Source organism: Burkholderia sp. MS389, assembly GCF_016899425.1.
GTDB classification, from domain to species: domain Bacteria; phylum Pseudomonadota; class Gammaproteobacteria; order Burkholderiales; family Burkholderiaceae; genus Burkholderia; species Burkholderia sola.
In genome coordinates, this window is the sequence record NZ_CP045995.1 from 1,872,770 (window position 1) to 1,886,221 (window position 13,452).

Annotated in this window: 11 protein-coding genes; 3 read left to right on the forward strand and 8 right to left on the reverse strand. The window is 65.5% G+C overall.

The features are described from left to right. Positions 1-2: 2 nt before the first annotated feature. Positions 3-851, reverse strand: coding sequence for an ureidoglycolate lyase (locus GJG85_RS24720; protein ID WP_089489882.1), 849 nt, complete (start codon positions 849-851; stop codon positions 3-5). 654 nt (positions 852-1,505) lie between these two features. Between GJG85_RS24720 and GJG85_RS24725 the strand changes: the two genes are divergently transcribed. Then, positions 1,506-2,327, forward strand: a complete 822-nt coding sequence (locus tag GJG85_RS24725; protein WP_050013354.1) for an IclR family transcriptional regulator — start codon at positions 1,506-1,508, stop codon at positions 2,325-2,327. Positions 2,328-2,532: 205 nt separating this feature from the next. Then, the gene (locus GJG85_RS24730) at positions 2,533-3,084 is read left to right on the forward strand and encodes a hypothetical protein (RefSeq protein ID WP_050013355.1); all 552 of its coding nucleotides are present in this window, start codon (positions 2,533-2,535) and stop codon (positions 3,082-3,084) included. Positions 3,085-3,736: 652 nt separating this feature from the next. Here the strand turns inward: GJG85_RS24730 and GJG85_RS24735 are convergent. The 5 genes from GJG85_RS24735 to GJG85_RS24755 all read right to left on the reverse strand — a co-directional run bounded on the left by GJG85_RS24735 (position 3,737) and on the right by GJG85_RS24755 (position 9,487). Further along, positions 3,737-6,094, reverse strand: coding sequence for a GNAT family N-acetyltransferase (locus GJG85_RS24735; RefSeq protein WP_050013356.1), 2,358 nt, complete (start codon positions 6,092-6,094; stop codon positions 3,737-3,739). 581 nt (positions 6,095-6,675) lie between these two features. Further along, positions 6,676-6,981: an H-NS histone family protein gene (locus GJG85_RS24740; protein WP_050013357.1), complete on the reverse strand. Its 306-nt coding sequence runs from the start codon at positions 6,979-6,981 to the stop codon at positions 6,676-6,678. 102 nt (positions 6,982-7,083) lie between these two features. Then, positions 7,084-7,356 carry a hypothetical protein gene (locus tag GJG85_RS24745; RefSeq protein ID WP_012493616.1) on the reverse strand — a complete coding sequence of 91 codons (273 nt, stop codon included), beginning with the start codon at positions 7,354-7,356 and terminating at the stop codon, positions 7,084-7,086. Between the two features lie 61 nt (positions 7,357-7,417). Next, complete coding sequence (locus GJG85_RS24750; RefSeq protein ID WP_050013358.1) at positions 7,418-7,945, reverse strand: BON domain-containing protein; 528 nt, start codon at positions 7,943-7,945, stop codon at positions 7,418-7,420. Positions 7,946-7,999: 54 nt separating this feature from the next. Next, the gene (locus GJG85_RS24755) at positions 8,000-9,487 is read right to left on the reverse strand and encodes a sigma-54-dependent Fis family transcriptional regulator (protein ID WP_050013359.1); all 1,488 of its coding nucleotides are present in this window, start codon (positions 9,485-9,487) and stop codon (positions 8,000-8,002) included. Positions 9,488-9,813: 326 nt separating this feature from the next. Here GJG85_RS24755 and GJG85_RS24760 point away from each other — a divergent pair, with 326 nt between their 5' ends. Beyond that, entirely contained in the window at positions 9,814-11,217 is a 1,404-nt protein-coding gene (locus tag GJG85_RS24760; protein WP_050013360.1) for a GntP family permease, read from the forward strand. Between the two features lie 117 nt (positions 11,218-11,334). Here the strand turns inward: GJG85_RS24760 and GJG85_RS24765 are convergent, their stop codons facing one another. Both GJG85_RS24765 and GJG85_RS24770 read right to left on the reverse strand, forming a co-directional pair. Beyond that, the gene (locus tag GJG85_RS24765) at positions 11,335-11,841 is read right to left on the reverse strand and encodes a 3D domain-containing protein (protein WP_050013361.1); all 507 of its coding nucleotides are present in this window, start codon (positions 11,839-11,841) and stop codon (positions 11,335-11,337) included. Positions 11,842-11,878: 37 nt separating this feature from the next. Further along, the gene (locus GJG85_RS24770) at positions 11,879-13,168 is read right to left on the reverse strand and encodes a hypothetical protein (protein WP_124631352.1); all 1,290 of its coding nucleotides are present in this window, start codon (positions 13,166-13,168) and stop codon (positions 11,879-11,881) included. Positions 13,169-13,452: the final 284 nt, after the last annotated feature.

The window sequence follows — 13,452 nt, forward strand, 5'->3', positions numbered from 1 at the left end:
GCTTATTGTGCGTGGCGTGTGCTCTGCAACTGCTCGCCGAGTCCTTCGATCCCGAGGCGCACCGTTTGGCCGGCCTTCAGGTATATCGGCGATGGCTTGCTCCCCATCCCGACGCCCGGCGGCGTACCGGTCGTGATCACGTCGCCCGGCTGCAGCGTCATGCAGGTCGACAGATACGCGATCAGCTGCGCGACGGTGAACACCATCGTGCGCGTATTGCCGTTCTGATAACGATGGCCGTCGACGTCGAGCCACAGGTCGAGACGCTGCGGATCGGGCACTTCGTCGCGCGTGACGAGCCACGGGCCGATCGGGCCGAACGTGTCGAAGCCCTTGCCCTTGTCCCACTGGCCGCCGCGCTCGATCTGCCATTCGCGCTCGGATACGTCGTTGACGACGCAGTAGCCCGCGACGTAATCGAGCGCGCGCGCTTCGTCGACGTCCTTGCACTTCGCGCCGATCACGACACCCAGTTCCACTTCCCAGTCGGTCTTGACCGAACCCTTCGGGATGTCGATGCCGTCGTTCGGGCCGCAGATCGAACTCGTCCACTTGCCGAACACGACCGGCTCCTTCGGCACCGGCATGCCGGCTTCGGCCGCGTGATCGGCATAGTTCAGGCCGATGCCGATGAATTTGCCGACCTGGCCGACGCATGCACCGATGCGCGGCTCGCCGGACACGAGCGGCAGCGTGGCCGGATCGATCGCGCGCAGCCGCGCGAGACCCGCGTCGGACAGCACATCGCCGGCAAGATCCGGCACCTGCGCGGACAGGTCGCGAATGCGGCCGGCTGCGTCGAGGATGCCGGGCTTTTCCTGGCCGGACGGGCCGTAGCGAAGCAGTTTCATCGTGCTTAACCTCTGTTGTCGAATGGGACAGGATACCGGCCGACGCGGCCTTTCGCAGCCACGCGCCGGACTGGTCGTCGATCGTCGATCGTCAATTGCACGCGTCGGCGCCGCGTGCGGCATGCCGTCGACGCGCGAGCGTCGCGCGGGCGCAGCGATCGTGGCGCCGTACTGCAGTACGGCACGCATCGAACGGGCGGCCGCCGGTCTGCGCATCGGCGACGACGGCCCGGCATCCGCGACGCGTGCCGGCCCATGCCGGCCGGCTGCACGCGCGGCCGCGCCGTCGCTGGCCCGCAAGCCTTTGTACCACCGGTCGCGCGCCGTGAAATGACACGCGACGGATACCGACTATTGGTGCGACTGCCGAAGCTGCTTCGCAACACGCGCCGCGCCCACGTCGATCGACCGGCCGTCATGCGCAGGCGCGCCTGCCATCGAGGCATGAATACTGGCTATTCGGGGTGCCCCTGTCATCGAAAACGTTTGCCCATCCGTTCTTGTCGGGTAATGATCGGTAAAAAGACGCTGCATTGCACACTGTATGTTTATTGCTAAGCTCGTACGGACGGCTTTCATTGCCATACGCGGAGCAGAACCGGCCAGCGTGCGTCGCCCACCGATCGACGGTAATCCCCCAACTTCACATCGACAATGCAGACAACCAACGACCCGCTTCCCGGCTGCGACGCACGGGAATCGATGGCCGCTCTTGATCGCTATCGCGCACCCGCGCTCGACAAGGGCCTCGACATTCTCGAACTCCTGTCCGAGCAGAAGGAAGGACTCACCCGCACCGAAATCACGAAGGAACTCGGCCGCAATGCGAGCGAAATCTACCGGATGCTCGAACGCCTCGTCGCGCGCCGCTACGTGATGCGTTCGACCGGCGGCGATCGCTACACGCTCAGCCTCAAGCTGTTCGCGCTTGCGCACCGGCATCCGCCGATGAACCGGCTGATCGCCGAGGCGCTGCCGCCGATGCAGCGCTTCGCCGATGCCGCCGAGCAGTCGTGCCACCTGTCCGTCTACGATCGCGGCAACCTGCTCGTGATCGCGCAAGTGGACGGGCCCGGCCCGTGGGGCGTGTCGGTCCGGCTCGGCTCGCGCGTCGGCCTCGCCGACACGGCGTCGGGGCGCATGATGCTGGCGTTCCAGAGCGCCGAGCAACGCGCGCACATGCTGGCCGAGCATCGCAAGGTGAAGGGCGAAGCGCCGCTGAACGAGCAGGAACTCGCGAACGCGTGCCAGTCGATCCGGCAGTCCGGCTATCTGCGCCAGGACAGCCGCCAGGCGTACGGCGTGACCGACCTGACCGTGCCGATCCTCGGGCCGGCCGGCCATGCGATCGCGGTGCTGACGTGCCCGTACATGCGCCGGATCGATGCGCACCTCGCGCCGTCCGTCGACGTGGTCGTCGACGCACTGCGCGGCACGGCCGCCCGTCTGTCGATGTGCCGCACGGAGACCTGCTGACACGCGCGGGTTCCAGGCAACGCGCACAGGCCGCGGCGCAGCGGCGCCGGTCCCGGTCCCGGTCCCGGTCCCGGTCCCGGTCCCGCATCCACGATGCCCGTGCGACGCCCGATGCGCGATGCCGCATCGGGCGCCCGCGGCGCTACGCTAGAATAGCGGCCCTCTCAAAAACTACGGCGGCCGGTTGTCGCGGCCGTCGTGTCCGATGGATGTCATGGCCAAACTTCTGAACGATCAAGAATTCCAGCGTTTCTCCGAACTTCAGCAGAAGCAGGCAAGCTTCACGATCACGCCCGAGGAAGCGGACGAGCTGCGCGATATCGTCGCGCGCGCGCAGAAGAAGCGCGACGATCGTGCCGCCGCGATGCAGGCGATCGAGAACTACATCGAGCAGTTCGGCATCACGCCTGACGAACTCTTCTCGCCCGAGCAGATCGGCGACGCGGCGCGCACCTACGGGCTCATCACGGCGACCAAGAAGGAACGCACGCTGCCGCCGTCGATCACGTTCAACGGCAAGCCGTACCAGTGGACCAAGACGCTTCCGGACGACGTGCGCGGCGCACTGTTCGACGCGTTCACGGCCGGCGAGTCGGTCAAGCGCTTCATCGCGATGCCGAAAGACACCGCGCGCTGTGCGCTGACGATCGCCCGCCTCGAGCGCGAAACCGGCGCGGTCTACGCCGATCCGCACCTCGAGGAACTCGCGATTTCGCGCGACCAGGTGAACGACGCGGCGTCGAAACTCGCTGCGTGAACGTGACCGCGGGCACGGTTCCTGCGTGCCCGCACCCGCGTGTCGCGCCGGCATGGGCCGGCGCCACGCCCACGGGAGCCGTGCGTTCGCATGCTCCCGTAAAAGCTCACCTCGGCATCCCGCAAGCACTCACCGCGGCCTCCCGAAAAGTCTCACCCAAGGCCCCCTGAGACGCTCGCTGACGTCTCCCGAACGCCCTCACCGATCGCTCCCGCAAGGGCTCACCGACATATCCCGAAAAGGCTCACCGGCCTCTCCCGCAGGTGCTCACCGGCCGTTCCCGGGAAGGCTCACCGAACGCTCCCGTATCGGCTCACCACGCTGTCCCGGAAAAGCTCACTCGCTGCTCCCGAAAAGTCTCACCTTGCTGATGGCCTTGAATTGGCGAGGCCGGAATACGGCCACGAACATGTACATGCACATCGCTCGAAACGGCTGCGGAAGGTGGCCATCGCAGCCCACTGCATGCGTCTCCGGACACCCTGCGTGCGGCGCGATATCGCCGCGATCGACAGATCCGACATGTTGGCAGACGTTTCACCGCAGAGATTGATTTGGAGTTATTTGCATTCCTGATTGAATTCGCAGCATGGCGGCACATTTCAGCATCGGCGCCATGCGCTGCCCTCGGCGTCGAACCACGGACCGACGCCTACGGCTGTAACTTCATCCTGAAACCCACGACGCCGGGCTCCTCGGTCGTCGACACCGCAAACCCGCACGCTTTCGCGAGCGAGATCATCGCCGAATTCTCGCGCAGCGCCTCGCCGACCATCCACGCGGTGCCGCGCGAGCGTGCGTAATCGATGATGCGAGTCATCAACAACCGGCCGAGCCCCTTGCCCTTTTGATCGGGTCGCACCGCGATCGCGAACTCCGCCGTCTCGTTGTCCGGATCGGCGACCGCACGCACCACCGCGAGCGTGTGGTCGCGCCCGGACACATCGGTGAACGACACGATGAACGCCATTTCGCGGTCGTAGTCGATCTGCGTCATGCGCGCCACCTGCGAATGATCGAAGCTGCGCACCGCGCCGAAGAAACGCATCCGCAGATCTTCCGGCGTCATCGCACCGAGCAGTTCGTTGTGGGCGGCCTCGTCCTCCGGACGGATCGGACGGATCGTCACCGTCTCGCCACGCCACTCGAGCGTCTGCTCGAGGTGTCGCGGATACGGCATGATCGCGAGCCGGCTGCGCCCCGAGGCAAGCGTGATGCGCGGCGCGATCACCCAGGCGCGGTCGGACAGCACGCGCAGCGTGACCGACATCGCGACGACTTCGCGCACGTCGCAGACGACCTGCGACAGGGCCGTCAGCGCGTCGAGCGTCGGCTCGACACGCGTGCTGCGCGCATACGGCGAGCGCTCCATCACCGCGCGGGCGAGCACCGTGTTCAGCGGCGGCAGGCCGTAGACGACAAACGGTGCCGATACGCCATCGGCCGGTGGCACGGCATAGCGAAACACCGGACCGAAGTTCGAATCGTCGTACATGTCGACCGCGATATCGACGACCTTCTTGCCGGCCGGTTCGTCGGGCTGCTCGCCCTGCAGACCGAAACGGGACAGCCAATGCAGCGCGCCCTCGCCGGCCAGTTCATGCTGACCGGCTTCGACCAGCCGGCGCGCATCGGCCTGGGCGGACGCCACGCACTCGGCCGGCTGCAGCGGCGTGCCCTCCGGCGTCTGCATCAGCAACTGGCGCCCGAGGTTGTAGTCGACGAGACGCGCATACGCGCGTGCGAGCCGCTGCGGCGTCGTGTGCACCGGAATGCCGTTCGCGTGCAGCGCATCGCGCGTCGCCGCGTCGACCGCGCCGAAGAAACACGCGAGGATGCCGCGATGCGCGTACTGCCGCGAATCGATCAGCGTGCGCGCGACCGACTCGGCCGGCGCGCTGTGCGAAGTGGAATGAACGACGAACAGCGTGCCCGTCTGCGGAAACGGGGCGAGCGCCTTGATCGCCGCGGCAAAGTGCTCGGGGCGCGCATCGTCGCCCAGCGCGAGCGGATTGCCGGGCGCCGCGAGATGCGGCAGCGCGGCCGCGACGGCCGACGTTGCCGCGGGCGACCAGTCGGTCAGCACGTCGCGCACGTCGGCCACCGCATCGACCGCCAGTTTCGCCACGCCCGCATCGCTCGTCACGAGCGTCGCCGCGCCCCGCGCGGTGACGCGGCCGACGCCGAGCGTCTCGATTTCGTCGAGCAGATCGTCGAGCGCATCGACGCGCACCATGCCCGCGCGCTGGAATGCCGCCGTGTACAGCGCGTCGCCGGGATCGGCACGGCCGGTGCGCAACGCGAGTACCGGCTTGTTGCGTGCGGCCGCCCGCGCCGCCGACATGAACTTGCGCGCCGCGCGCACGGTATCGAGTTCGAGCAGGATCGCGCGCGTGCCGGGATCGCTTGCCAGATAGTCGAGGACGTCGCCCGCATCGACATCGGCTTCACTACCGAGCGCGACGACGTGCGAAAAGCCGAGGCCGCGCGCATCGGCCCAGCCGAGCACCGCGTTCGTCAGCGCGTTCGATTGCGACACCCACGCGACGCCGCCCGATCGCGCCGTATAGGCAGGCGCGCCGAAATGCGCATGCCGCGCAGGCGACAACACGCCGAGGCTGCCGGGCCCGACGATACGGAGCACGAACGGCTTCGCCGCCTTCAGCGTGCGATCGACCGCGACGCGATCGGCATCGGTGCGCGCGTCGCCGACGATCACCGCGACGCGCGTGCCGAGTTCGCCGAGCTTGCGCACGATGCCGGCCCAGGTCGCGGGCGGCGTGCAGATCACGGCAACCGACGGCGGCGTGGGCAGCCGGTCGACATCGGAGACGACCGCATGCCCGTCGAGCTCGCGATATTTCGGATTGACCGGCCACACAGGCCCCTGGAACGCGCCGTCGAGCACACGCGACCACACCATCGCGCCGATACTGCCGGCGCGTGACGACGCGCCGACGACCGCAACGGACTTGGGCTGGAACAACGCATCGAGATGGCGAACGGTCACATCGGCTCCCTGCGGTGACGAAAGACGACACGATCGGCATGCGGCCGGGCAGGCCGTGCGCCGATCGACGCGAACCCCAAGCATAGGCGAACCGCTTGCGACTGCCTATATGCCGAACGGCCGACTATTCGACGGGTGTCAACGCCCGCACCATGGACCTGCAACACATACGGCCCGGCATCGTAGCGCCGCATGCACGAGGCACGCCACGCGGCACGACGCTGCAGCCGTTTTCTCAAAGGTGAGGATTTACAGGAGCCATGGTGAGTATCTTCGGGAATCGCACGACACACCGCATCCGCATGCGAAAGGTGATGAAAATCCGCGTGATGCATGCACCGCGAAAATCGCACATACCAATGCGCATACATTGCGCCATTACGCGGTTGTTTACGGGAATTACCGGCAACATGCAGCCGGATCGCGGCGAATTCGCAAAACGGGATCTGTTAATTGCGCGGCATTGCACTTCAATTCGTCGGGGAAAATCGCGTGACGATTGCGCGAAAACAAAACGGTGCGAAGGCCGCATGGCCGTTCGCACCGTCAGTCGGCACACGAAAGGTGAGGATTTCCGGGAGTCAGGCCTTGATCAGGAAACGTCCGCGGTTCTTGCCGAGCCATGCCGGCGCCCGCCCGCGGCCACTCCACGTTTCGCCCGTCTTCGGGTTCAGGTACTTCGGCGGCAAGGTGCGCTTGGGCTTCGCGGCGGCATTGGCGGCGGCCGATCCTGCCGGGCGAAAACCGAGCTCTTCGGGCGTAATGTCGTATTCGTCGATTTTCGCGCGGATATGCGCAATCGCGTCGGCAATCGCCTTTTCACGTTCCTTGTCGATCTTTTGCTGAAGCCGTTCGAGCTGCGCGCTCAGTTGCCTGTAGGTCGCCATATGGATGGGACTCCATGAGTGTTATTCGTGAAAAACAAGTGACTCAAAGCAAACGGAAAAGCGCTTTGCCCGATCGTGTCTCCTCAGCCGGTCATTTCGGGATCAATAACCGCTTTTCTTCTTGCATGCGAAGAGAAGGTTTCGCACGGCGTCATCCGTGGATTGCTGGATCACGTCGAAATCCCCGTTGCACATGGCCCGGGCATTGTCCGTGCAATTGCTCCAGTCGCTGCCGGTGCATTGCACCTGAGTGGTCGGGCGCCCATCCGACGTGAACAGCGGAGCACCGCCGCCGCACCCGCCGAGCCCTGCAACCAGAGCCAACATCACGGCCGCCCGAGGCCACCGACAGACCGACGCAAGCATGTGTTTCATTATTCTTCCCGTCAACCTTTTTTTGAATGTCGCGAGTATGCCATGGGCTGCCCTTCGGCCGTCAGTCCGGCGCGCGGTCGGGTTGGCCGCGCGCCTTGTACGGCAAGCGCTTGCGCGGATCGTCGGTGATGCGAACGAAAACCTGCTCGACGTCCGGAAGCGCCTCGAATTCGCGTTGCAGCGCGTGGCGATCGAGCGTCGTATCCGCGCATCCTTCGACGTAGATGAAACGTCGCTGCACGGTGATCCACAGGCTCGTGCCGCGCAGGCGATCGGAGCCGGCGAAGTGCGCCTTCGCCGCATCGGCGATCGACGCGTCATACATATACGAGTTCGGCTTCGTGCAGCGATGGGCGAGCCAGCAGGTCGTGCCGCGCTCGGCGCGGTAGTGCGCATCGTCCGTCATCTCGGCGCGCGTCATCCACGGGCCGAGCGGCAACGGGCATTCGGCGACGTCCTGCGACAGCGCGACGAACGGATCGTTGTACCAGTTGCGCCGCGCGTCGGGCGCGTCGGCATCGCCCGACTGCGCGAGCGCGGCACTCGCCAGCAACAGGGTCAACCACCCTGCGAAGCCGATCCGCTTCATCGTGACCTCCTGTTCGATGCGTTACATCGGGCCGCATCGGCGTCGCCGAACGGCCTAACGGCCAATACCGAGCGCGGCCAGTTTCTTGTACAGCGTCGCGCGGCCGATGCCGATGCGCGCAGCCGCTTCAATGACCTTGCCGTCACAAGCCGCCAGCGCATCGCTCAGGAACTGGCGCTCCCACGCCGCCAGTGCATCGGCATACGAAGCGGCCGGCGCCCCGGAGGCCGTCGACGCATCGCCCGCACGCGGCTCGGCCGGCACCGCGGCAACCCGCTGCGCCGGCGCCGCGCCGTCCGCCGAGATGCGCACCGGCCCGAGAAACGGCGCGAGCGCGCGCGCATCGATCACCGAACGGTCGGACAGCATCAGCGCGCGCTCGAGCGTATTGCGCAACTCGCGCACGTTGCCGGGCCACGGATACGCGCACAGCATCCGCAGCGCATCGTCGGTCAGCTCGCAGTGGGCGGCGCGCCCGTGCTGCGCGGCCAGTTCCTCGAGCGTCGCGTAGACGAGCGCCGCGATGTCGGATGCGCGTTCGCGCAGCGGCGGCGCATGGATCGTCAGCACGTTCAGCCGGTAATAGAGATCCGCGCGAAAACGTCCGGCCGCCACCAGCGCCGGCAGGTCGGCCGACGTGGCGGCGATGATGCGCACGTCCGCGCGCACGATCCGGTTCGAGCCGACCGGCTCGAACTCCTTGTCCTGCAGCACGCGCAGCAGCTTGCCCTGCAACGGCAGCGGCATGTCGCCGATCTCGTCGAGAAACAGCGTGCCGCGATCGGCCAGCTCGAACTTGCCGACGCGGCCCTTGCGATCGGCGCCGGTGTACGCGCCGGGCGCCGCGCCGAAGAATTCGGTTTCGAGCAGCGTGTCGGGGATCGCGGCGACGTTGACGGTCACGAGCGGCTGGAGCGCACGTGCCGACGCCGCGTGAATCGCGTGGGCGAGCAGTTCCTTGCCGGTGCCCGTCTCGCCAAGCAGCAGCACCGGCGAATCGACCTGCGCCGCGCGGCGCGCCTGGCGCTTGGTCTCGAGGCTCGCGGCACTCGTGCCGACGAAGCTTGCGAACGTGTATTTCGCGCGGCGCGCCTGCGCGAGCGAGCGCTGCGTCGCGATCAGTTGCTGCTGAAGCTGCGCATAGCGGGAAAAAATCGGCGTGAGCGTCTTCAACTGATCGAACAGCGCGAAGCCGATCGCGCCGACCGTCTCGCCGGCCTCGTTCTTCAACGGCAGGCGCGTGACGACGAGCGGCTCGCGGCCCGTCTCCATGATGTCGAGCAGGATCGGCTGGCCGGTCGATACGACCTCGCGCATCAGGCTGTTCGGGATCACGGCCTCGCAGTCGAGGCCGACGGCCTGCTGCGGATCGGCGAAACCGAAGCGCGCCGCGTAACGCTCGTTCATCCACACGACACGCGCGTCGCGATCGACGACCACCGTGCCCGCACTCGAATCCTCGAAGGTCCGGAACAGCGACTCGGCGGCGCGCCGCAGCACGTCGCCGTAGTTGACGGGCAGGCGGGCCCAGTCGTTCATCATCGTGTCGTCGTCTCCGTATATCGTCGGCCGGATGTCTCCGGAACGGGACGGATTATCTCACTCCGGAGACACACCGCAACGCGTTTTCCGGGAAAGCCCTGCACGATGTCGAGGGTTGGCCGGATGGCCGAAACGTCTCCAGATGGAGACGTTTTATGTAGAATCGTCAGACTTGGACCGGCGCGGGCCCGCCGGCCGCCGGCGGACCCATGTCCGGCGGCGCAATCCGGCCGATGGCACGAAACCTGCACGAACCTGAGTTGGTCCGCGGCGCATCGCGCGATCGAACAACAACCAAAGCCATTCCAAGCTTTTAGGAGACTCCCTTGTCTTTCGTGATCGTCCTCGCCGCGCTGGCGTTCCTGATGTTCGCCGCGTATCGCGGCTACAGCGTGATCCTGTTCGCGCCGATCGCCGCGCTCGGCGCGGTGCTCCTGACCGAACCCGCCGCCGTCGCACCGGTCTTCTCCGGCATCTTCATGGAGAAGATGGTCGGCTTCGTCAAACTGTATTTCCCTGTCTTCATGCTCGGCGCCGTGTTCGGCAAGGTGATCGAACTGTCCGGGTTCTCCGAGTCGATCGTCCACGCGGCGATCCGCTACATCGGCCGCTCGCGCGCGAATGCCGTGATCGTCGCGGTGTGCGCGCTGCTCACCTATGGCGGCGTCTCGCTGTTCGTCGTGGTGTTCGCGGTCTATCCGTTCGCGGCCGAACTCTATCGCCAGAGCAACATCCCGAAACGGCTGATGCCCGGCGCGATCGCGCTCGGCGCGTTCTCGTTCACGATGGATTCGCTGCCCGGCACGCCGCAGATCCAGAACATCATCCCGACCACGTTCTTCAAGACGACCGCGTGGGCCGCGCCCGCGCTGGGCACGATCGGCTCGCTGTTCATCATCGTCGTCGGTCTCACCTATCTCGAATGGCGCCGCCGTTCGGCGATGGCAAAGGGCGAAGGCTACGGCACGTCGCTCGTCAACGAGCCTGAGCGCGTCGAGGCGAAGGCGCTGCCGCATCCCGCGCTGGCGATCCTGCCGCTGATCCTCGTCGGCGTGTCGAACTTCGCGTTCACGAAGCTGATCCCGCAGTGGTACGGCGCCGCGTCGTACACGGTCGCGCCGGAAGTGCTGCCGGGCGTGCACGCGCCGGTCACCACGTCGATCAAGACGGTCGTCGCGATCTGGTCGGTCGAGGCCGCGCTGCTGCTCGGTATCGTGCTGGTCGTGCTGACCGCGTTCAAGCGCGTCAGCGGCCGTTTCGCGGCCGGCTCGAAGGCCGCCGTCGCCGGCGCGCTGCTCGCCGCAATGAACACCGCGTCGGAATACGGCTTCGGCGGCGTGATCGCCGCGCTGCCGGGCTTCCTCGTCGTCAGCGACGCGCTGAAGAGCATCCCGAACCCGCTCGTCAACGCAGCCGTGTCGGTCAGCTCGCTCGCGGGTATCACGGGCTCGGCATCGGGCGGCATGAGCATCGCGCTCGCCGCGATGTCGGACCTGTTCATCAAGGGCGCGCAGGCGGCCAACATCCCGATGGACGTGCTGCACCGGGTCGTCGCGATGGCGAGCGGCGGCATGGACACGCTGCCGCACAACGGCGCGGTCATCACGCTGCTCGCGGTCACGGGCCTCACGCACCGCGAGTCGTATCGCGACATTTTCGCGGTCACCATCATCAAGACGCTCGCGGTGTTCTTCGTGATCGCCGTGTACTACGCGACGGGGCTCGTGTAACACGGGGAGCCGACCGCCGACACAAACGCCCACACGCGTCGGCCTCAAGCTCGGCCCTGCCCGGCCCGCTCGTGCCGTCGCACCACGGGGCCGGCATCATCGACGCCCTTCTGCCTGCTACAACGCGGTATTGGCCGACACGCAAACGGTGCCGTTCCCGGCTGTCACATGGTAGGTTTCCTGCCTCGCTGCATTGCCGAACCCGCAGAAGATGTCGATGTGTTTGCCCTTGATGCCGCCGCCCGTATCGGCGGCAGTCAAAATCCGGTCGCACCACGGAGCGGGCGCGGTCGGAATGCGAAGCACCGTGCCCAACGGAATCGCGTGAACGTCGACCGCTACGCAGCCGATTTCCAGACGCCCGTCGCGTGCATCCTTCGGAAAATCCGATTTCACCCAGTGGCCGCCCGACCAACCGAGAAACCAGCCGTATCGCGTTTCGCCCCATCCTTCCATCCTGCAGGCGTCGAGGAATTTGGCGGGAAACACATCCTCGCCCCATTCCGTCACCGAAGCAGGAACGGCAGGATCCTGGAAATCCGTTTCCGCCGGCAGGTAATAACCCGTGATGCGCCACCCCGTCGTGCAGGGAAAGCCGGGCAGGTCAACAATGTCGTTCGCCATCTCCATTCCCTTGTCTTGTCTCGTCTCGAACCGGAATCTATTCCAAAAAATCCAGATAGCCATTCGGCCCCGCGGGGTCCAGTGCTTCGGGTGCGCCGGTCACGAAGTTCTGGGTGGCAGCAATGGACGGATTGCTTGCGGAATATTGTTCGAGTGCGAGATACGCCGACGCGAAGGCAATTCGCATCGCCGCACGCGAACTGATGACCTTGATGGCCGTCCCGAGGGTCTGGTTGTCACCGACCGAAATCTTGCCGAAGATGCCGAGCGATACGCCGAAACCGCCGGCGCTCTGTGCGATCAACCCGTTCTCGAGCTGCGCGACATCGCCCGCGCCCTTTGCCACATATCCGAGAACCTTCGCATTCTTCGCGGTCACGCCGCAGCCGGCGGATATGTCCTTGTAGGAGGCGGCCTTCGACGTCAGCGCCGTCGGTTCAGCGTCGCTCCCCCCCGGGTAGTAAGTTACGGTGTTAGCGCCTTTCGCCGTCGACGTCACGCCGAACACCGGCGTCGTATCGACGAGATCGGCCAGATATTCGACGAGTACTGTGAGCGCACCCGAGATGTCCGCATCGGAAACGGTAATCGACAGATCGATACCCTTCGCGCTACCGAGGTCGGGCAATTTCAATGCGGGCTTCGATATCTTCTGCCCGAAGCGATCGATAAACTTCCCGTCGTAATACGCCGAGAAATAGGCAGCAAACAGGTTGTCGTGTTTCGCATCCGCACTGTCCACGGGTGCGCGAAGTACCGGCCGCAATTGGGCACGGCTGATCTTGGCGGAAAAATCCTTAAACTCCCGGAGGGTCACCGTCAGATTCGGCGAATAGGCCTGCACCTCCGCCGCTTGCTTGTCGGCACCGGGGATGCCGGCCGCAAACCCTAGCGAAGTCTGTGCCGTCGCTACCGATTTGATCATTGCCGACCGAAATGCGATGTAAACCGGATCGCCACGGATCACCGCCGGAACCCGTGCATCGGCTCCCGCTTCGATCGACTTCCTGAACGCATCGAAGCGCTTCACCGATTCGCGCGGCAGGCTACGCGAAAGTCCACCGTCCGGCGCTGCCGCCTGCAATTGCTGAACCGTTCGCCCCATCGTCTCTGCAACGGCCGCCTGCGGCAATACATAGGCGAATTCGGCATCCCGGCGCAGCACTTCAACGAAAGTGGACTTGCATGTCTGCAAAGACTGTCGCGGCGGCGCATCCGTCGCGGGCACAACCGGCAGCAACATCCCGCCAAAATCGAGCGACACGCATCCCGCGCAAACAACCGTACCGGCAATACATGACCACGACCAGATTGCTTTCTTGTTCACGATGGATCCCCGTTGTGTTTCTTTTGAACGTGAACAGCAATTTCAGATTGCTTGAGCATAGGAGGTTGCCGATAAAAGTCAATTGCCATCACAAGGGAATGCAGGTGGCGTTTCCACTTATCGATTACTTCACGCAAACGCGTGCGACAGTCCCCGAGCGCTTAGTTACACGCGTCGGCGCTATTCATGAAAAACCTAGTCATCTGACGCGCGAAATACCCTCGGGTATTCCTTGTGGCGTTTTCGTCGCCGCTCTTTTATATTGGCGCGATACGAAGAAGCGT